A 20,467-nucleotide genomic window follows, 5' to 3' on the forward strand; every position below is an offset into this window, starting at 1 on the left:
TTTCTAAATCTTTTATTGAAGTATTCTGCTCCTTTATTTTAACATTAATTTCCTTTTATTAGACAAAGAAAAAGCATCACTTGGTGAAGGAATGCCCCCTTTACTTTAAGTAGAATACTTCACAATCTCATATATAAAAACAAGAGTTGGACAATCAACTCTTGTTTTTATGCTTCCTTAGATTTTCAAAGTATGTTTTAATGCTTCCCACTCTTCCCTTAATAACCCCATTCTGATAGAGTCAAAATATTCTCCATTAAAGTAACGACATTTTCTAAGTCTAGCTTCCAATGTCATTCCTAGCTTTTCTCCTACTTTGACCATTCTATGATTACCCGACCATGTGGTGAATCCTACTCTTACCAGAGATAAAGTGTTAAATAAATGGTTAATCCATAAAGTAAAGGCTCTAGTTCCAAATCCCCCACTCCAATATTGTGAATTTATTGTATTATTTTCCAGTTAGTGTTAAATAAATTTTCTAACCTGCTTCTTTATTTTAACATTAATTTCCTTTTCGTTTACAAAGAAAATAGCATCCCTTGTTAAAGGAATGCTACCCGTTAGCTTAACATTACTCAATTAATGTGACTTTTGATTTCGGTTAGCTCTAAATTCTGTTGAAAAATAAAATATAGCAATAAGAAATAAAATCGTTGAAAGAGCTAATACTATTCCATTCCATTCACCACTAAATATAGTGATATTAACAAGAGTAATCGAGTGCATTAAAGCTACAATGAAAAACAATATAATATAAGTTTTCAATTAACTTACCTCCTTACCTCCCTCTAAAACTCTAATATAAAAAAATATAACTATTATTAAACTCTACTGCCCTTTACTTTAAGAAGAAAAAGCAACCCCTGTTCATTTTAGGATTGCTACCCGATTGTTGAATATGATTCATTAAGTTCCTTTTATCATTTCTACTCTGTTACCAAAAGGATCTCTAAATTCAAATCTTTCATAGTTTGGGATTGGAACTGATTCTAACATTTTAATGTTGTTCTCTTCTAATACTTTTTTCCAATGAGCAATGTCTTCTACTTGATAGGCTAAATGAGCTTTCGTAGTTAACCGATCGAACCCTTCTTCTGTACCTACATGCACCTCTTTGTCTCCAACTTGTAGCCAGAAGCCACCTCGCCCTTTAAGGGAATCAGGCTTTTCTATTTCTGATAATCCTAATACATTACAATAAAATTCTTTACCTTGTTCTTCAGCGCCCTTTGGTATAGTAATTTGAGCATGATGTAATCCAATAATCATTTAGAGATCCTCCTTTAAAGTGAAGTTATTTCCATTATAAGCCATTATGATGATTTTTGGATTCTCCTTCTTAAATAAACTGCTCTGCTGTTTGTTCCAGTAAAGCATCAGTTGAATTGCTTCTTTCTACTTTTTACAAATCGCCATGATAACAACCAAGTAATGCCGATAAAAAATACATGGATTATGTAATTTTCAAAGTCATTCATATGTATCGCAAAAAATTGTGATGTATCGGCTGCATAAAAATAGATACCAACCCAACTGTAAAAAAGGATGGTTGATACAATGTGAATTATAATCCCTATCATCACTCTTCTGCTTATCCACGCCAAAATAGTTCCAAGAATCATAACAATTGGTATTGCAAGCACTTCCAAAACATATGGGTCGAACCAAGTAGAAGCACTTATCATGTAGTGCCACCTCATTTCTTATGTCTTATCTAAGTTAAACTGCTGCATTTAATGCGATAATCTAACTTCCTATGAAAGGATCCTTTTTTAGCATTAATTTCCTTTTAAAGAGATAAAGAATGTTCTCCTTGTTTAAGAAATGCATCTTTTAATTGAACACGCTTTGGTCATTCGGTTTCACTTCAAAGAGGCAAAGCTGTATGAAACCTAGTCTTCATAAACAGCTGGAAATTTAGATAAAATTCCCTCTAAGCCTTTCCTAAACTTAATAATGGAAGGTAAATCAGTCTGAAAATCAAAATTGAGAACTGAACCAATTCCAGCTGGATATTGAACATACCCTTTTACTTTAATTGTTTTACTCTTTTTGCAAATATAACTAAAGCCCAGCCAAAAATATGGCTCAATAGGATCAAGGTTCACTTTATCACGGTGAAGTGCCTCGAAAGCTTGTAACTCTTTAATAAAATAATCTAGTATGATTCCATTCAAAATAATCTCATCGACTTCACTTTTGAATCCAGGTAAACTCAGGTTCAAATAATTTCTGTGCCAATCTGCATCTACAGCATCTTTTGCATGAGGGTAAGCATACTTAAAAGAACAGATCTTAAAACAAGCTCTTCCATCCTGGGAACGCAATTCGGCAAATGGAAAGTGAGAAAAATAGTGATTCTTCACACCCTGCTCCTCCTTTAATAAAATCGAAAAAATTTACTTTTATAGGTCCGCTGTTAGCTTAATTATGGAAAATGTCTTTTTTTCTTTCGCTTCTCTAACCAAGGTCCAATCATCTTTTCATACATTCTTATCCCTATATATCCATCTACAAGAGCAACTAATAGTCCAATGATGACCATACTTATTCCAGTATGATCAGCGATAACAATTGGCTTAAGTATTGTAAAAATAACGTGTAACGCAATAGGCACAGTTAAACCAACCCATAAACCCACAAAGATAATAGCTATGTTATTCACCTCTTTATAGTTATCAAGCAACGAAATATCCCATTTGGATTATCCTTGTACGTTAGCATAAGAAGCAGAACGCTGGTCTTTATTAAATCAACCTACCATTACTTTAAGTACTTTTCTTCACAAACTTTACTTGTACCTTCAACCAACTTTAATCCCAAAAGCTATCCATCTTCTATCTATATCTTCAACTACGAATTCTTTATTATTGTAATCTGTATTAGTTAAAGAACGGACTATCTTAACATTAGAACTGATCAATTCTCCTTGAAGGTCTTCTTGATTTTTTGTAATAAAGTAAGCATCATACCCGTAACCATATAAATCTCTATTCGGAATTACCTTTTGTCCATTAGTTTTGGTTAAGATAATCTCTGTTGTATCACGATACAAACAAACATGGGGTTCATTCGCATTCAAATAATGAACAGCCTTAAATCCCATTTTCTCTTCATAAAAATTTGCGGTCTTTATTATATTCTGTGTTGGGAATATACAGTGTGATTCTATTAAAAGGTTCTTCATCTTCTTTCTCCTTAATATTGGTTGTTTTCATATCAATTTCTTTAATCATTTTGTAAATTCCTTCTTTAACTAAACTTCATTACTTTTACATCAACCACGATGGAAACTACCACTGCAAGAGTTCCCTAACTATTTCCTTCCATTTATCGTACGTTCTTCTTTCTCAGTAGAAAGAGCATTATACGTGTATAAATGAGCTATTTCATTACCTGGGATATCATTTTCAATATTCAGTTCAAGCCTTCTTCCTTTCAGATCAAAGTATTTCTACCTTTAACTAACAACTTTTCCTTTTAAAGCGACTCCCCGTTACTTCACTAAGCAAGTCATTATCGTATCACCAAATTTTCTAACATCTGCTAAATAATCAAAACCCTCGGGTGAACCAAAGCTATTAAAAGCACGTACGGCCACAAGATTACGAGAAGGTATTACCAAAAGGGTAACTCCTGTATATCCTAAAATTTGAAAGGATCTTTTAGGTACAAGTTCACCAATTTCTGTTCTTCTTGCAGGTAAATCTTTTACAAACCATAGGCAACCATTCTGGGGGAGGTCTGTATCTAATAAGCTTGTACTTTGGAGGGAGGTAGCTAGATTAATCAATTCACTTGCTATAATCTGCTCTCCATTTACATATCCCTGCTTAAGATGAAAGTACCCCCATTTAGCCAAGTCTCTTGTTGACACATACATGTTCATCTTGTCGCCGTCTGTCCCCTCACTTGTAATCCAATTTGGATCATTAGGTTTCCTTATGACCTCAACAAGCTTTTCATTTACTTTTCCATACCATCCAGTCTCCATTAAATGTAAAGGGTTCAACGCTTTGGCTTTTATGATCTCAGCTACCGTTTGACCAGTTGTGTCTTTAACAATCTGTGTTAGAATGTCAATTCCTATGCCCCGATATGCCCAGTGTTCCCCTGATGAAAACTCTCGATATACCTCACCATTCATTCTCTTTAAACCATGTGTATGTGTTAATAGATGTCTTATGGTTGTACCCTGTAATAGGGATATCTTTACCATGTTTAAAGGAAGATACTTCGTCACTAAATCATCTATTGAGTCTATATAACCTTCATTTATTGCATATGCAACTGCAAATCCTATGTAACATTTTCGAACAGATGCTACATGAAATTGTGTATCTTCCTGTATAGGTCTCGCATTAGCATCCTTAGAATGTCTCCCCCAATATTCTTCTGTAACTATTTCGTCATCATGAATAATAAAAACAGATGCACCAGAACAGTCAACTTCTTTAGAAGTCTTCCTTACATTATCTACAACCAAATCAAACCGATTATTTTTCTTTTCAGCAATTATCATATCGAAGCCTTTCTTTTTCAATTGAATACATTCAAAAGGATGTTCCGTACAAGATGTATACTAATTATTTCTTAACAATGAATACACATACGTGTCATGAGCTTTACCATGTTGATACATGTAATCTCTTAGAATTCCCTCTTTTTGAAACCCTATTTTGATAAGTAACTTGTTGGATGCTTCATTTTCTATAAATACTACTGCACCTATTCGAGTTAAATCCATAACCTCAAATCCATATGAGACTACCTTTAATACAGCTTCTGATGTATAGTTTTTTCTCCAGTACTCGGGATGAATTTCATAACCTATTTCTGCACGTTTATGTTTGGGCATCCAAGCGTTGAAGCCAATTGTTCCTATTAGTGAATTTGTTCCTTTTCGTTCAATCCCCCAGCGTATCCCTCTTTTTTCTTTATAGTTAATAGAGAAGGAATCAACTAACTTGTTGGCCTGCGCAATATCCTTTAATGGTTCCTGACCATAAAAACGTGTAACATCCTCGTTAGAAAACAAATCAAAAATAGTTGCTGCATCTTCTTCTGTGATTTCTCTTAACTTTAGTCTTTCAGTCTCTATACGTGGGAACATTTTTTCTCTCCCTCCAACCACCATTATTTTTATAATACAAATGGTCATTCCTTATTCTGTTCGTCAGCATAGTAAGACTACCTTTTCATTCTTTCAATCCATTCATCTTCTAATATACTCATTTCCCAAGTGCAGATAAGAAATATTGCGCACATACATTACCATATTATGTATTCACCTACCTTTAAAGTTAAATTGATTTAAAATAAAAAACGGTAGAATGCAGTTCTCCATTTGCCGATTTAGCATAATGAGGAATTTTTCCGGCCTGGTTATAACCGATTGAAGAATAGAGAAGATTAGAAGCATCTCCTTCTCTGGTATCGAGAACGATTAATGACCTTCCTTCCTGCTTAGCTATCTCTTCAGCTTTTTTCATCAAGTAGCGACCAATGCCATTGCGGCGATTGTTAGGGCGTGTCATTAATTTTGCAATTTCAGCTCTATGATGGCCATTTTCCTTCGTACATAGATGTAATTGGATACTACCAACTATCTGATTGTTTATCTTTGCGACCAATAGAAAAACATCTGGAGTTAATACATTTGCCCAATAATGATTAGCCTCTGTTCGTTGTAGTGGCGGCATAAACCCAATGGATGCCCCGTCCTCTACTACTTGTATCAAAAGCTCAGACAACTCATCAAGGTAATTTTCAATTGATGTTAGTTGCTCAATTTTCACATTTTTACTCATAGAATCACCTCAGAATAGAATTAGCTTCCTCAATGGCAGGCATATATAAGTTTAATTAGTAATTAGATCATCCTTTAAGAACATATTAGTGGAAGAAGTATAACATTTAGCTAAGTGCTTTCTCTTCCCATTCCTTCCTCAATATCCCCATCTTAATCGCATCAAAATATTTCCCATTAACTACTCGTGCCTCTCTTATTCTCGCTTCTTCCTTCATCCCTACTTTCTCTGCTACCTTTATCATTCGTTTATTTCCTGACCAAGTTGACATGCCTAGTCGGTGGATAGGAGTGGATATGAAGAGATAGTCAATCCAGAGCTCATAAGTTTCCGAACCATACCCACCATTCCAAAAATGAGTGTCATAAATCACAATACCCGTCTCAAGCCAGTTCGTATGTTGATCCACCCAATAGGCTCCAACATATCCAACAGCTTTCCCCTCACACTTTATGACGAGAGCATCAGGAATACCTGGAATTAATTCTTCTTCCCAGTTTCTACTGTACTCTTCTTTCGTTACTTTTTCTTCAGGAATATAGGGACCATTCCACTTCTTTGCTTCTTGATTCTTTTCTTCAAATTTCCAATAGTACAATTCATCGATATCTTCATTGGCTATCTGTTTTAATGTAACTTTGTCTCCAATGATTTCAATCATCATAAAGGGGCTCCTCCAACTTTATTGAGATTTCTCCAAGCCATTCGTCTATAAGGAATCGAACTGTTTGCCTTTTTTCAATATGTAGTAAGTGACCTGCTTGAAGAATAGCAAATGTAGAATTTGGCAAATACTCAAGAATCCTGTAATAGTCCTTGTAGCCACAAATAGAATCTAACCTTCCAGCAATTATTAGAGAATGACCCTCGTATCGTTTAGCTAATGGATCTTCTTTAAAAAAGTAACCAGCGTCTCGCCAGTTTGAAGATAAAAACTCCCTATCAGCTAAGATGCGACCTGGTTGGATCTCTTCTAAAAAGAGTTGTAGGTTTTCATCAGATTGATAGACCATTAAAGTTTCAAAAGCTGTCCGAATATCTGGTTCTACATTGGAAAGGGCAGATTTATTTAAGTTATAACTAATTTTTCTGGGTACATCTCGTTCTTTTTGATGAATGACTGGAGCGACTAAACAGAGTCCAGTAAGTTTATCGCTAATCAGTCCCTGAGCTATATAGCCACCAAAGGAATGCCCGATAATGGTAAAAGCCCTATCTCCAAGTAATTTAGATATAAAGGAAGATAGTAGTTGTCTGGTTTCTTCAGTTGATCTAATGTCTTTACAAACACTTTGACCGTGCCAAGGAAGGTCCACATAGATCCGCTGAAACCCATTTTTATCTTTGAAAATAGGTTCAATCCACTTTTTCATCGCCCTATGGTCGGTGCCTAATGCATGAAAAATAAGAACGGGATGCCCACTTCCTTCAATCCTGTAATATAAATAGTTATTATCAACATGATATTTCACTAAGCCCCCTACTTTCTTTGGAAAGTTAACTATTTACCTACTAAATCTTCTTAATCAGCTTAATATCCTATAACTAAATTACACATTTTTCGTAATTTTTTCAATTTTATATTACATTACGTTATGCAATATGATATTATCTACTAATTAAGAGTAGTTATTTTTTCCTATGCCATAAAGAATAATTAACTCCCTTAAAATTGCTTTTATAGTTCTATCATTTACCACAACATTTTAATCAAGCTGGAGGAATTTTTGTGAACACCCTACAAAAAATGTTATTAAGTGACATCAAGAAGAAAAATACACTGATGTTTGTTACATTTTCTTTGTCTATTTTAGCTGCTGCAGCGAAAACGTTACTTGATGAAGATTTCGGACAATCGATCTTCTATGGTGCTCAAATGATTGGCTTTGCATTACTATATTTCTTATTACAGTTCTCATTGAATAAACCGAAGCTTTTCCCATACATTAGTCTCGGTTATATTTATCTGTTTTCAATCGGCTCAATCTTTATTTTTGATGCTAGGGCTACAATGATTATTATTCTGCTTTTCTTATTATTAATTTCTGCCATTCATTTTAACGAGAAAATCTTTACTAGTGGATTTGTCCTTGGATTAATCGGTATCCTATTAGTAAATTTTCTTGAAATGAACAAAACAGAGCAAATTGCTAGCGTCTATTCGGCAACAATTATTGTTTACTTCCTTTCCGGGATCGTTTTAGGTGTCTTAATTTACTTAAATAAAAAACAATTCCAGCAACTTCAGCAATTTATCGTAGAGGCTGAATTAGAGACAAAGACAAAAGAAGAACAGAAACACCATTTAGAAGTACATGTTTCGGGGATCATTGATGATGTACAAAATGCTAATGCAAAAATTCAAAACAACTTACACTCACAAGAAGAAATCCGTCTTGCGATTAACGAAATGGCTTCAGGAAGCACGGTTCAATCCGAGCAAATTAATGATATCTCCAGTAATGCTCTAGATTCAAAAGACAATATGGTTCAATTACACGATGTAACGACGGAACTTAAAGAACAATCGGATCAATCGCTTCATGTTGCTAATGATGGCTTAACAAAGGCGACTGAATTAAATGTAGACATGAAAAAGCTTGAAGAAATCGTCCATGCCCTAAACGAAACATTTGCCGAATTAACGAAGACCATTGAGGAAACAAATACGTTTACGGGAACGATCAAGCAAATATCAGGACAAACAAACTTACTTGCCTTAAATGCTTCAATTGAAGCAGCTCGCGCAGGCGAAGCTGGTAGAGGGTTTTCAGTGGTTGCGGAGGAAATTCGCAAATTAGCAGAGCTGAGCAAAAACACAACCGATAAGATCAATGTTAACCTTTCGCAGCTGAATACGAAAAACTCCGAGGCACTTAATAAAATGGAGACGAGTAGCACATTTATCTCAAAAGGGATTGCTTCAACAGAAGATGTTACATCCTCATTTTTGTCTGTAAAGGAAATGATCGATTCACTTGATGGCAAAGTCCAGTTAATGACGAATCTGTCTGAAAATGTGAAGCAGCAATCATCAAATGTTGAGGCTTCAACAAGCGATTTAGCAGCGATTATTCAGCAATCCTCGGCAAGCTTAGAAGAAATGACAGCAACGATTGAAAATCTGGCTGTCGATAATGAGCTTGTGGCTAAATTAATGGAAGAAACAACAAATAAAGCTCAAGCGATAATGGGAGATAGTAAGTAAATTTCTTACTTGAAATTCCCTTTATACTATAAGTAAACCCCATTATTCATGACCAGTGGCTATGAATAATGGGGTTTTTGTTATCTATTTCCAAAAATAAATTGTTTATTTATATGTTAAAATGCCATAACAACAGTGCTTATGATAAATGAAGGAGGTTGTATATGCCGGACTTACAAAATCATGTCATTCTGATTACCGGAGCTAATCGGGGACAGGGAAAAGCGATTGCTCAACACCTTGCTGCATTAGGGGCTAAGGTAGGGGTAGGTGCTCGGAACTATGATGATGCACTAGAAGTAGCTAAGACGATTGGCGAAGATCATGCCTTCCCAGTTCAGTTAGATGTGACAAAAGAATTAGAATGGAAATCAGCAATTGATGAAGTCATACATAAATTTGGTAGGCTCGATGTGTTAGTGAATAATGCTGGGGTTCTAAAGCGCAAACCATTTACGGAGATAACGCTGGAAGATTACAATCAGCTCATTCAAGTGAATCAACTTGGGGTTTTTATGGGGATGCAAGCGGTGATTCCACAAATGGAAAAGCAGCAAAAAGGTTCTATTGTAAACAATGTATCCATTAGTGCATTTGCACCCATCAGCAAGTCTTCTGCTTATGCTGCGACAAAAGCATCTGTGGTAGCCATGTCTAAAGCTGCCGCTATTGAATTAGGTCCAAAAGGAATTCGAGTGAATATGGTCCATCCGGGTGGAATCGAAACTGATATGGCCACTCAAGGAAAGGATGTACCTACTTATTACGAATCAGTCCCAATAAAACGTATTGGCCAACCGATTGAAATTGCTCGGGCTGTAGCATTTCTTTCTTCTGATGAGAGCTCTTATTGCACGGGTACAGAACTAGTTGTAGATGGTGGAATGACGTTGGGTACTGCGGATGACTGAGTTAATAAGGAATATGGGGGCTGTCTCTCTATCACTGACTTACTTTTCAAATATCGACATAAGAGTAGATAGGGTGCCCCCCATTCCCTTTTACTCATTCAACTTGCCTACACAGTCTAAATTTTCAAATAATAACTCACCTAAAAAAGCACCTAATTACGTCTAAGTTGCGTGTTTATTGTTAGAGGCATTCACTTAGTGCTTGTTGCAACGTTCCTAAGACCTTGGTTTCTGAATTGAATGCAATTCCCAAGTCAGTAATATCTATTGCTACTTCCTTCCGTAATCCTGTTAATACTGTTGAGCAGCCCATCAATGAGATCCCATCAATCACTTTCAGAAATTCAGAGATAACTACTTGTTCCATATTAGCGAGACCTGAAAGATCTATTATTAACGTTTGAATTCGTAAATTTGATACCTCTGCCAATACTTTTTCCTTTATAATTTCAATACGATTCATGTCAATTGATCCTATTAATGGCAAGATACTAATATCGCTATTAATTGGAATGATTGGTACTGATAGATTTTCGACTAATTTTTTTTGTGCATGAAACAGAGCATCCTTGTATGTAGAATAACTAATGAAAAATTCATTTAAAAAAAGGTCTACTCTATTATTTATCTGTGCCTCTAAATTAAAAAAATCGTTACTAGTATATTGATTAGATTGATCATAATACTTATGTATAAAAATCCATAACGTTCTACGAATAGCTTGTACCCATTCCAACTTAAAAGATAATTCCAAAGAATGTGTTGCCCACGCTATCCCTTCCTTTTTCGCAAACCGTTTTAGTTCATTATCTTCGTTATTAATGATAAAAACCGTTAACTGATGTGCATTATTAACTAAATCGATATTACCAATTTTTAGTATTTCATTGATCTTACTTTTAACATTTACTGCTTCATCTAACAAGGTACATTCAAAATCATTCTTATTAGCTTCGAAGAATTCTCTTAGTTTAGATGAAGATTCTAAATAATGCTCCACTTTTCATTCCCCCTCCTTTTGTACTACTTTTATTATATTATTCTTGGTTGTCCTCACGCAACCCAGGTTTTTCTACGTACTGAACGCTTCCAAAGCATTTGTTAGACTTAACGATTGATCGAACTCAAATGTTCCTCTGGCCATTGGCGCTAAATATCTAATAATAAAACTCCCAATATAAAAGGTTTGCACATAAAATAACTGTAAAAACAATTGTCATTATCCAAACTCGTTTTTCACGTTTGCCTAAACATTGATTTTTCACCTTAACACTTAAATATCCACTATTAATAAGTGCTAGAACAATATAGATAAGATTGAGAGTTAAATATGGTTTGAGGATGGCATAACTGACCATTGATACTGTCTGATAACCAATCCAAAGAACGTTCATAACCATCAGTAGATTTAACACATGTTGACCAAAAAGGAATAGATGCAGGTGTTTTTTAGTCCATATCCTTCTTAAAGAAGTGACGATCACATAGATGAAAGAAAACAGGATAGCTAATACGGCTAGAATCATTCCTCCCCATTCTATGAGATGTTTATAATATGGAACGTAAAGTAAATCTGAATAGGTATTCGATAATACTTTTTTCATTTGTGGATGCTTTGAATACACATCTAGACTGTACAAGCTAGGACCATCCTCTGTTATGTAAATGCCTGGTTCTAGCTGCGAATAATGGAAGTCGTTCATGATTAATTGATGGGAGCCACTTTGCTCCGTTTTACCTCTTAAAAACAATCCATACACCTTACTAAATCCAGTGCTGGGTAACCGAGCTGGCTCATACATACCACTCCATTGAGATGCATTTTCCAAAATGACGTCACTTTCAACATGTGAATATTCACCAAAAATGAGTTCAGGTATTCCTGATGTGAACGTACTTTCATCTTTCATGTTGGTCAACACTAAAACTCCGATGCGTTCGTTTCGATCGACATAAAAAGAAGAGCTAAAGGCCTTCGAATTCCCACCGTGACCATACACATGCTGACTTTTCGAAGGTAAATAAAATAAACCGTTTGCGACCCTTGGGATCGTGGTTTCCGGATAATATAATGTTGGTTCAAAGATGGTCTCAATCGTTTCTGTATCGTTAAATAAAGGGACTCCATCTTCAGCTAATAGCGCTTGTAATACCTTTTGTAGATCCGTAACTGTTCCCATAGCACTCCCTATCGGATACAGCGGAATCGAGTAAAAATTAGGTTCAATTAATTCTAATCCATTTGAATATCCCTGCACCTCTCCCCTAGCCTCTTTCACCCAACTGTTATCTTCTTGTTCGGAACCGATTGAAGTCTTTGTCATGTGAAGGGGTTCAAAAATATTCTTATGTATGTATTCCCGGTAGTCTAGACCACTCACTTCTTCAACTATGTAAGCAGCAAGACCACTTCCATAATTTGAATAGGCCACAATATCACCAGGAGGAAATCTTTGCGTAATAGCTGCTTCTTCAAGGACTTCTCTTAATATGTATTTTTCGGTTGGACGATGAATCATTAAATCAGTATAACTATCATCAAATCCCGCTGTATGATTCATTAAGTGCCGCATCGTGATTGGATCTTCAAATGTTGTTTTGGAGCGGAAATCATTTGGCAAGTAATTGTCGATATCAGTTTCTAAATCAAGCTCTCCTTTCTCGACTAATTGTAAAACACTAATCCAAATCAGAATTTTAGAAACAGACCCCCATTCAAAAACAGTATCTTCATTAACCAGAATTTGTTTTTCTCTATCTGCATAACCTTCCATTTTGTAAATGACTTCATCTTCATCTATCACAATGGTTGCTAAACCAGCAATATCTTTCTTATGTTCTTTTAAATAGTCCTCTACTTTTTTTTCGGAAAGGATAGGTTCACTTGCAGAATACGTTGATGGAGGATGATATCCAAATAAAATCGAGAGTAATAGAAAACAAATGAACATCTTAAAAACCTTACTAGCGCTATTATTCACTATGTTTCAGACCCCTTTTAATCAATTGAACGGTACATTTTATAACACGAGAAAAGATCCATCTCTTATATGGTAAAGCACTCCCTGAGGTCTGGCCAAATGAAATTCAGTCGATTATAAGAACCAATTCTTCTACATCTTCACCACGTGCGTTAGAAAACCCACTGTTTTCACCTGAAATTGTCCTTGATTTCCATTAATGGCTCGAACAACAATATATTTTGTCACTACCTCTTAAAATTTCACGCTTAATATATTCTCTTTTTCTTTATTCATCCCTGCATGATCGCCATTGTCATCATAATGAGATACGCCATAGCTATAGCGAACACTGCCAGGCACTGTTCGCTTATATCTCTTATTATAAGATAAGCTCCCTTAAGTTAATAAAAAAGAAACCTCACTTTTATTGATTACTGACTTCGAAGTTATTAGTTACTATTCATTTTACTGTGTATAAATTTCTTTGCCAGTTAGATACTAATTTAAAGTGTTATTATTTAACAATTAAATCAATGTAGCGGGATATACATAGGATATTTTTTTAGTTTATTCTCAGGTTTACTTACTGTACCTTTATTTCCCAAAATTTTTTTTGTGTTTCTAACAAAATTAGCGAAATATATATTTTATGAGGTGTTTTTATGACTAAAGAGGATTTAAAGCTCACGTCTGCCGAAATAGGGACTTTGTGGGGACAATATGTTAATGGTACAGCAGTTGATATGATAAACAGGTATATGTTATCTATTATAGAAGATAAAAAAATAAGAACCATATTTGAGGATGCAATTAGTACGTTTGAAAAACAGAAGAAGCAGATCACTACGTTTATTGAAAACGAGGGATTTCCTGTACCCATTGGATTTACTGAGGCAGATCTTAATAAAGGAACAAAAAGATTGTTTTCGGACATATTTTGTTTACACTATTTACACGTCATTACGTTACATGGTTTATTGGCACACACGACATCACTAAGTGCCTCTGTAAGAAAGGATTTGAGATATTTTTATGATTCCTGCGATAATGACGGAAAAAGAATGTATCACCAAACGATAGAATTGTTGCTAGAAAAGGGACATTTTCAAAGAGACCCTAACTTTTATCCCGAAGCAACTCCTGAATTTATTTCAGGTTCACAATTTTTAGATGGTTACTTTGGGGATAAACGACCTTTAGCTGCAACTGAAATTATTAGCCTTTCGTTTAATTTAAAAAAGAAGATATTAGAAAAAACTCTTTCTATTGGATTTAGTCAAGTTGCTCAATCTAAAGAAGTAAGAAAGTTTCTGGAATCATCACATAAAATCTCGAATAAGCAAATTCAAGCACTTAGCAATATATTAAAGAAAGATAATTTGCCTGTACCAATGTCTTGGGAATCAGAAGTCACAACTTCTCAGGATTCTCCGTTTTCAGATAAGTTAATGATGTTTCATACTGGTTTTTTATTACAAACTGCACAAGCCTATCATGGAGCTGGACTTGCTTTTGCAATGCGAACTGACCTTGTCCTAACTTATGAAAAGATTATCACGAAAAACTTAATGGTGACAAAAGAATGGTTCAATATAATGACAAAGAATAAGTGGATAGAAGAGCCGCCTCTTGCTCCAAATAGAAAAGAACTTGCAAAAGAAGACAAATAATGGATCAATTAGCACCTCTTGTTGACGAGAGGTGTTTTATTTATGAAGCTTTTACTCAACGAAACCACTTAAAAAGTCTTACAAAAAAACTATATAAAGTTATTCCATAACAGGGAGTTTGTTGAAGGTCAAAAGCCTAATCTCATCCTCCTTCCTTTAAAAACCTAGCTATTTCCTATTCACTTTTCAATTCGTTGTTTTCCTTTTTCAGTTACAGCCATTTTTCGTGTCATCTTCTTGATTTTATCAACTGGTTTGAAACGCAATGCTGACCAATCCTCATCAATCGCAACTTGACGAACTGGCTCAAAGCCCTCATCTGCCAACAAAGCAGCCACCGTCTCACGACTACAATCTGCTCCTTTATACTTCTTAGATGATTTTTTCGGATAACAAAGCCATACTAATCCGTCTTCTTCAACATGCGCTAAGCCTTTCCTCGCATACCTTTGAATCTCTTCATTAGATGAACCGAATACTTGTACAAAGGAATATGAGCCTACCACACTCTCTGTATGTACTTCTGCTTCAAAGGCTTCTATAACTTCTGCGTATTCATTCGGCGCATTAAGGATCAAGATCGGTTTACTCTCATCTTTTAACTGTAATTTCCTAATGATTGCCTTTTGCTCTGTCATTAATTATTCCTCCCTTAGGAAACCTCATTTAGTGTTGTTTTCTTAACAAGTTGATTTTTTCTACCCAAGTTTCTCGCTTCTCTACCACTAATTTGTACGTTTCCCCATCAGTTGATGTAACAAGTAGTCCATTCGGGACAAGTAGCAATGTGTTTCTTGTCGTGACGTCGGAAATCTCCTTCAATGCAATGATAGTCTCTCCCCTTTGAAAATTACCTTTATGAGGACGATGAATTAATGCCCTTTTTGTTAAATATAATTTTCCACCAGTAGATTCAAATCCTTTGAAAAGATTGGCCTTTCCTTCGTACTCATATTCTTCCGTCATATTACCTTTCCCTTAATGTTTCAGCTGTTTTTTCTTACCTTATTAACGTCTGCTCCGTTAGTACAATCAAAAAAGTTGAAGTAACTCCCTGTTCATTTGATAAGACTGTTTTTATTCCGATCTATTTACTAACTCAAATGATTCTTCAAAATCACCCCATGACACAATAACCGGTATAACCTCATCCTTATATACTTTAGCTCCATTATCACTACTATTTGACTTGAATGTAATATCAGTGGGTGGTTCATCAAACTCTCTGCTTCCACTACCCTCTCCAGCAGATGTTTTATAATTATATTCTACTTTTTCTATTGTTTGTATGTCTTCAACGTTGCCTTTGTAGGAGAGTGTAAATGCATCGCTATTAATAGTAGAAAATGTTGTCCTCCCGTCTTTCTCCTTCTGTGTTTCTTCACTCTCAAAAACATATTCAGCCTCCCAGTACTCACCTTCACCTATAAATGTGAATTTGTCATTCACAACACTTTCATTACTACATGCGGTAAGTAAGACCGTTATCATAATGATTGAAACAAAAATTAAATCTTTCATCTCACACTCCCCTTTTCAAAAATCCCCTCTTATTTCAAAAAATACTAGTTATCGAATTTAATAAATCATAGCACCTGCTACCTATCCTATTTAGCTAGATGATCATTCACCGTTATTCAATATCCCCAATCATCAACGCGCCACTTATCATGTTTATCATCCCTAACGAGTATCCACTTCCAATTGGTTTCGGTTGAGTTTGGCTGGAAACTGCCATCACCACCAGAGGCATTCACATCAAAATTCGATATAAGCACAATCACATTTTCTTCCTCGATTCCGTTTGTGGAACCATTGCCATATGTCAGATAGTCTTTGGCATATTCATTTGATTGATTTTCGTCATACCATAGATCCGTCAGTTCGCACCCTCTAAATTCCTTGAACTTTCTCTTAACAACGGTTATGGCATCATGTATTTCTTCCTCTGAAAACGTGGTCGATTGTTCGATGCTCACTTCGACATTTTTGGTCTTCCCAGCTTGGATGTTGAACAGAAATAAAAATACAAATATGGTGGCACTAATAATAACAATCGTCTTTTTCATATGAATCCCCTTTAAATGTTTTATTCCTACACACCAACCAGTTAAGACATTTTACTAAACCACCACGGAACAAGGCTAATACATATCACACCCCAAATGATAGTAACGACGATAAACCTAACCTTCAAATTGGCCGTTGCATGTTGGTTGCTTTCTATTTTTCTATGAACGACTAAGAGAACGATTAATCCAATGATAAAAAAACCTATTGATAACCAAAGCAATACATCCATTTTATTCTCCTTTTCTACATTGATGAATGATGGAAAGCCATCGTCATTTCCGTTATATTCCATTACTATCATTACCATATTTTACTACGAGTGGCGCTAACTTTCATCTGATTCCATAAAAAAAACGATTGCTTTATACGAAGCAATCGCCAATCGTTCCTCTCATTTCCAGAGTTACTATTCGATGAACCGTTATCAGTAGTGGTTCTAAGTAATTAGATTAATAATAGTCTAAGTAAAAAAGGCTGGTACATGTCTAAGAGGTTTAACTCAAGATACGAACGAAGCGCTAATCTAGCGATGAACTATACGGAGACTTCTGCGGGGACTAGAGCAGGAGTGAGATCCCACAGGGCAAAGCCCGAGGAAGCTCACTAGCTCCCCGAGAAAAGCGAAGTTTAGTTCAGGAGCGACATACATAGATCACATCAATAATGTTTAATGTTCCATAAATAAAAATTTTACACCCACCACATATTACCTGGTTGTTCTCGGATTAACACAGACTGCAAATTCCTAACGGCTGTTGTGAAGCCTTCGTTGATCGACATAATCGGGTCTTCATGTTCAATGCTGACTACATAATCGTAACCATATATGCGTAATGCGCTGATCATATTTGACCATTCATGAACACTATGCCCTAAGCCTACCGAGCGGAAGTTCCACGCCCTCGTTTGGATTTCACCGTATGGCTGCATGTCGGTTAGACCATACATATTTACATTATCTTGATCAATATACGTATCCTTTGCATGGAAATGATGAATCGCATTTTCCTTACCGAGAATTTTAATGGCTGCTACTGGATCAATGCCTTGCCACCAAAGGTGACTTGGATCTAGGTTTGCTCCAATGGCATCACACGTTTGCTCGCGTAATTTCAGCATCGTGTGCGGTGTATGAACTAAAAATCCTCCATGAAGTTCTAGACCAATCTTTACAGAATGGTCTTGTGCAAACTGCCCAACTTCCTTCCAATAAGGGATTAACTTCTCCTCCCACTGCCATTTTAAAATATCACTGTATTCACTTGGCCACGGTGCAGTTGGCCAGTTTGGGTGTGTGGCATTCTCACTATCTCCTGGTGTCCCTGAAAAACAATTAACCACAGGGACATGAAGAAGCTCTGCTAATTGAATTGTTTTGATCAGTGTCTCATGGCTCTCTTTAGCAAATGCTTGATTAGGTGTTAAGGGGTTTCCGTGAGCACTGAGCGCACTAATCGTTAGCCCTCTAGACTCAATTGCTTGTAAGTATTTTTTCCGTTCCTCTTCTGAATCAAGCAGGACGTCTAATGGACAGTGATTGTTTCCAGGATAACCACCAGTTCCAACCTCAATCGCATCCACACCTGCTTCTTTTACGTAATCTAGCATGTCTTCAAACGACTTATCAGCAAATAAAACAGTAAATACTCCTAATTTCATTTTTCCAACCTCCTTTTACAGTTGTACAATCGTTTTTGTTTTCTTTGATTCTAGTGCAGCTAATATCACTTTCAAAGATTTATAACCTTCTTCACCAGGTACAGGTGTTGGCGTGTTATCGATAATCGCCTCAACAAATTGATCGATCACATGAGTTGTGGTTTGACCGCCAGCTTCATTGGATTGAATTTTGGCTAATTCATACTTAACGGTTTCCCCATTGTTATATTGCACGATCAGCGAATAGTTCGGATCGTCTTCAAGTCGGATAATCCCTTTTTCTCCATAGATAATGGTTGAATTATCAGCTTCAGGTGAATACGCCCAACTAGCCGTTAAGGTTCCGATAATTCCATCTTCCATTTTCAAAATACAAACCGCATTATCATCAACTGTCGTATCTTCCTTTGCGTTGGTCTCTACCATAGCCCCTACTTCAAGAACTTCTTTTCCGAGAATATAACGAATCAAATCAGACTTATGGACACCTAAATCACCCATCGCCCCAATAAAGGCCTCTTCCTTCCTAAAGAACCAGCTTTCCTTTCCGTCAATACTCCAGCCCTCAGGACCACCATGCCCGAATGCTGTCCGAAAACTATATACCCTGCCAATTTCTCCAGCTTCAATTAACATTTTTGCCTTTTGGTGCGAAGCCACAAAACGCTGATTATGGGCAATCATTAATTTTTTTCCGTTTTCCTCAGCAGCCATAATCATCGCTTCTGCTTCTTCCTTTGACGTAGCCATAGGCTTTTCACATAATACATGCTTTCCACTGTTTAAAGATGCAATCGTCACCTCTGCATGGAGATAATTTGGTAAACAAACACTGATCGCATCTAGGTCTTCATTTGCCAGTAACTCTTTATAATTAACATAGGCATTTCCCTTGTACTCGTTTGCGACCTCTACAGCACGCTCTTCATTAATGTCACAAACCGCAACAATATCCACCTGATCGTTTGCTTCGTATTCAACTAGATGACGTTTTTGTGCGATACTTCCACAACCAATAATTCCTACTTTTAATTTCCCCATAACAATTCCTCCCATGAACGAATTTATTTGATTAAGAAATCTTTCTGAGGCACTAAGCTTGGCTTTTGACATGTACTTTCTAGAAAGTAGTGACTATTTGTTTCCGAAGCCGTAAGCAATCCATGCATAATTTCTAATACATGCAAGGCAAGCTCTCCATTCGCTCGGTGCTCATCATTCTCTCTAATGGCCATCGCCATATTGCCGACACCAATTCCTCTGCTATTCTCGGTACATCCAAATAAGATTGGAATTTCTTCCCACATATCCGCCCCTGGTCTTTTTAATAGGATGGGTCCACCAAACGTATTAGGATCTGGAACACTTAACGTTCCTTCCGTTCCATGAATCTCCATCCTTGGCACCTCGGAACCCCACACATCAAAGCTTGTGATTAAGGTCGCCACTGCACCCTCTTCAAAATCAAGTACTCCTGATATATGAGTCGGCGTATGTACGTGTATCTTTTCACCATATAACGGTTTACTTTTAATCGTTCTCTCCCTAAGTGAGATACTTGCTGAAGCTGTTACACGCTTCACTGCTCCTAGTAAATAAATTAACGTTGTTAAATAGTAGGGGCCCATATCAAACAATGGCCCACCGCCCTCTTGATAGAAAAAGGCCGGATTCGGGTGCCATGCTTCAGGCCCATGCCCCATCATAAAGGCATTTGCTGCTACAGGCCTTCCGATCCACCCGTCATCGATCAGTTTCCGGCACATTTGAATACCCCCACCAAGAAAGGTGTCAGGAGCAGAGCCTACTAGCAGTCCTTTTTCTTTCGCTAGCTCTAGTACTCTTTTGCCATCCTCCACTTTAATAGCTAATGGCTTTTCGACATAGACGTGTTTTCCGGCATGTAGGGCATCCATACACAAGGAAGCATGAGCAGCTGGAGGGGTTAAAATAATGATTAATTCAACGTCCTTGCTATCTAGCATTTCCTGTACCGTGTACACATGTTCCACTTGATAGTTAACAGCTGCCTGATGCGCTTTTTCTAAGTCTAGATCCGCACAGGCGACTACCTCTAGTGCATCTACCTTTTTGCAATTGGTAAAATAGATGTCACTAATATTTCCACAACCAACGATACCAACCTTCACTTTTTCCACTCTTTTTAACT

General features: G+C 36.4%; 22 protein-coding genes and 1 pseudogene. 3 read left to right on the plus strand and 20 right to left on the minus strand.

Annotated features, from left to right (window positions below; translation table 11 throughout):
* Positions 1-177: 177 nt before the first annotated feature.
* The 10 genes and pseudogenes from AB3N04_RS05730 to AB3N04_RS05775 form a co-directional block, all read right to left on the minus strand.
* A pseudogene (locus AB3N04_RS05730) lies at positions 178-444 on the minus strand (GNAT family N-acetyltransferase); the annotation flags it as partial.
* 465 nt (positions 445-909) lie between these two features.
* Positions 910-1,272: a VOC family protein gene (locus AB3N04_RS05735; protein ID WP_368505145.1), complete on the minus strand. Its 363-nt coding sequence runs from the start codon at positions 1,270-1,272 to the stop codon at positions 910-912.
* A gap of 623 nt (positions 1,273-1,895) precedes the next feature.
* Positions 1,896-2,369 (minus strand): hypothetical protein, encoded by a 474-nt coding sequence (locus tag AB3N04_RS05740; RefSeq protein WP_368505146.1) that lies wholly within the window; start codon positions 2,367-2,369, stop codon positions 1,896-1,898.
* A gap of 62 nt (positions 2,370-2,431) precedes the next feature.
* Entirely contained in the window at positions 2,432-2,689 is a 258-nt protein-coding gene (locus AB3N04_RS05745; RefSeq protein WP_368505147.1) for a hypothetical protein, read from the minus strand.
* 117 nt (positions 2,690-2,806) lie between these two features.
* Positions 2,807-3,190 carry a VOC family protein gene (locus AB3N04_RS05750; protein ID WP_368505148.1) on the minus strand — a complete coding sequence of 128 codons (384 nt, stop codon included), beginning with the start codon at positions 3,188-3,190 and terminating at the stop codon, positions 2,807-2,809.
* A gap of 309 nt (positions 3,191-3,499) precedes the next feature.
* Positions 3,500-4,525 carry a serine hydrolase domain-containing protein gene (locus AB3N04_RS05755; protein WP_368505149.1) on the minus strand — a complete coding sequence of 342 codons (1,026 nt, stop codon included), beginning with the start codon at positions 4,523-4,525 and terminating at the stop codon, positions 3,500-3,502.
* Positions 4,526-4,585: 60 nt separating this feature from the next.
* Positions 4,586-5,116 carry a GNAT family N-acetyltransferase gene (locus tag AB3N04_RS05760; protein ID WP_368505150.1) on the minus strand — a complete coding sequence of 177 codons (531 nt, stop codon included), beginning with the start codon at positions 5,114-5,116 and terminating at the stop codon, positions 4,586-4,588.
* 190 nt (positions 5,117-5,306) lie between these two features.
* A complete protein-coding gene (locus AB3N04_RS05765) occupies positions 5,307-5,813 on the minus strand; it encodes a GNAT family N-acetyltransferase (protein WP_368505151.1) in 507 nt (168 codons plus the stop codon).
* Positions 5,814-5,919: 106 nt separating this feature from the next.
* Positions 5,920-6,474: a GNAT family N-acetyltransferase gene (locus AB3N04_RS05770; RefSeq protein ID WP_368505999.1), complete on the minus strand. Its 555-nt coding sequence runs from the start codon at positions 6,472-6,474 to the stop codon at positions 5,920-5,922.
* Positions 6,467-7,285, minus strand: a complete 819-nt coding sequence (locus AB3N04_RS05775; protein ID WP_368505152.1) for an alpha/beta fold hydrolase — start codon at positions 7,283-7,285, stop codon at positions 6,467-6,469. The genes AB3N04_RS05770 and AB3N04_RS05775 overlap by 8 nt, the downstream gene beginning before the upstream one ends.
* 257 nt (positions 7,286-7,542) lie before the next feature.
* Between AB3N04_RS05775 and AB3N04_RS05780 the strand changes: the two genes are divergently transcribed.
* Positions 7,543-9,021 (plus strand): methyl-accepting chemotaxis protein, encoded by a 1,479-nt coding sequence (locus AB3N04_RS05780; RefSeq protein WP_368505153.1) that lies wholly within the window; start codon positions 7,543-7,545, stop codon positions 9,019-9,021.
* Between the two features lie 164 nt (positions 9,022-9,185).
* Positions 9,186-9,932, plus strand: a complete 747-nt coding sequence (locus AB3N04_RS05785; protein ID WP_368505154.1) for an SDR family NAD(P)-dependent oxidoreductase — start codon at positions 9,186-9,188, stop codon at positions 9,930-9,932.
* Between the two features lie 181 nt (positions 9,933-10,113).
* Here AB3N04_RS05785 and AB3N04_RS05790 read toward each other — a convergent pair whose 3' ends face one another.
* Both AB3N04_RS05790 and AB3N04_RS05795 read right to left on the minus strand, forming a co-directional pair.
* The gene (locus AB3N04_RS05790) at positions 10,114-10,932 is read right to left on the minus strand and encodes an STAS domain-containing protein (protein WP_368505155.1); all 819 of its coding nucleotides are present in this window, start codon (positions 10,930-10,932) and stop codon (positions 10,114-10,116) included.
* Positions 10,933-11,089: 157 nt separating this feature from the next.
* On the minus strand, positions 11,090-12,913 hold the full coding sequence (locus tag AB3N04_RS05795; RefSeq protein ID WP_368505156.1) for a serine hydrolase domain-containing protein: 1,824 nt from the start codon (positions 12,911-12,913) through the stop codon (positions 11,090-11,092).
* Positions 12,914-13,557: 644 nt separating this feature from the next.
* On the opposite strand from AB3N04_RS05795, the gene AB3N04_RS05800 reads away from it, so the two are divergent.
* Positions 13,558-14,565, plus strand: a complete 1,008-nt coding sequence (locus AB3N04_RS05800) for a DUF3231 family protein (RefSeq protein ID WP_368505157.1) — start codon at positions 13,558-13,560, stop codon at positions 14,563-14,565.
* Positions 14,566-14,744: 179 nt separating this feature from the next.
* Here AB3N04_RS05800 and AB3N04_RS05805 read toward each other — a convergent pair whose 3' ends face one another.
* The 8 genes from AB3N04_RS05805 to AB3N04_RS05840 all read right to left on the minus strand — a co-directional run bounded on the left by AB3N04_RS05805 (position 14,745) and on the right by AB3N04_RS05840 (position 20,456).
* Positions 14,745-15,203, minus strand: a complete 459-nt coding sequence (locus AB3N04_RS05805) for a DUF3052 domain-containing protein (RefSeq protein ID WP_368505158.1) — start codon at positions 15,201-15,203, stop codon at positions 14,745-14,747.
* 28 nt (positions 15,204-15,231) lie between these two features.
* Positions 15,232-15,531, minus strand: coding sequence for a hypothetical protein (locus AB3N04_RS05810; protein ID WP_368505159.1), 300 nt, complete (start codon positions 15,529-15,531; stop codon positions 15,232-15,234).
* A 111-nt stretch (positions 15,532-15,642) separates the two neighbouring features.
* Positions 15,643-16,086 (minus strand): hypothetical protein, encoded by a 444-nt coding sequence (locus AB3N04_RS05815; protein ID WP_368505160.1) that lies wholly within the window; start codon positions 16,084-16,086, stop codon positions 15,643-15,645.
* Positions 16,087-16,202: 116 nt separating this feature from the next.
* Positions 16,203-16,634 carry a DUF4829 domain-containing protein gene (locus tag AB3N04_RS05820; protein ID WP_368505161.1) on the minus strand — a complete coding sequence of 144 codons (432 nt, stop codon included), beginning with the start codon at positions 16,632-16,634 and terminating at the stop codon, positions 16,203-16,205.
* Positions 16,635-16,675: 41 nt separating this feature from the next.
* Positions 16,676-16,867: a hypothetical protein gene (locus AB3N04_RS05825; RefSeq protein WP_368505162.1), complete on the minus strand. Its 192-nt coding sequence runs from the start codon at positions 16,865-16,867 to the stop codon at positions 16,676-16,678.
* Between the two features lie 461 nt (positions 16,868-17,328).
* A complete protein-coding gene (locus tag AB3N04_RS05830) occupies positions 17,329-18,297 on the minus strand; it encodes a sugar phosphate isomerase/epimerase family protein (RefSeq protein WP_368505163.1) in 969 nt (322 codons plus the stop codon).
* A gap of 15 nt (positions 18,298-18,312) precedes the next feature.
* The gene (locus AB3N04_RS05835; RefSeq protein ID WP_368505164.1) at positions 18,313-19,338 is read right to left on the minus strand and encodes a Gfo/Idh/MocA family protein; all 1,026 of its coding nucleotides are present in this window, start codon (positions 19,336-19,338) and stop codon (positions 18,313-18,315) included.
* A gap of 23 nt (positions 19,339-19,361) precedes the next feature.
* The gene (locus AB3N04_RS05840; RefSeq protein ID WP_368505165.1) at positions 19,362-20,456 is read right to left on the minus strand and encodes a Gfo/Idh/MocA family protein; all 1,095 of its coding nucleotides are present in this window, start codon (positions 20,454-20,456) and stop codon (positions 19,362-19,364) included.
* Between the last annotated feature and the right edge of the window lie 11 nt (positions 20,457-20,467).

The sequence above is a fragment of the Alkalihalophilus sp. As8PL genome (genome assembly GCF_040939795.1).
Classification (GTDB): domain Bacteria; phylum Bacillota; class Bacilli; order Bacillales; family Bacillaceae_D; genus Alkalihalophilus; species Alkalihalophilus lindianensis.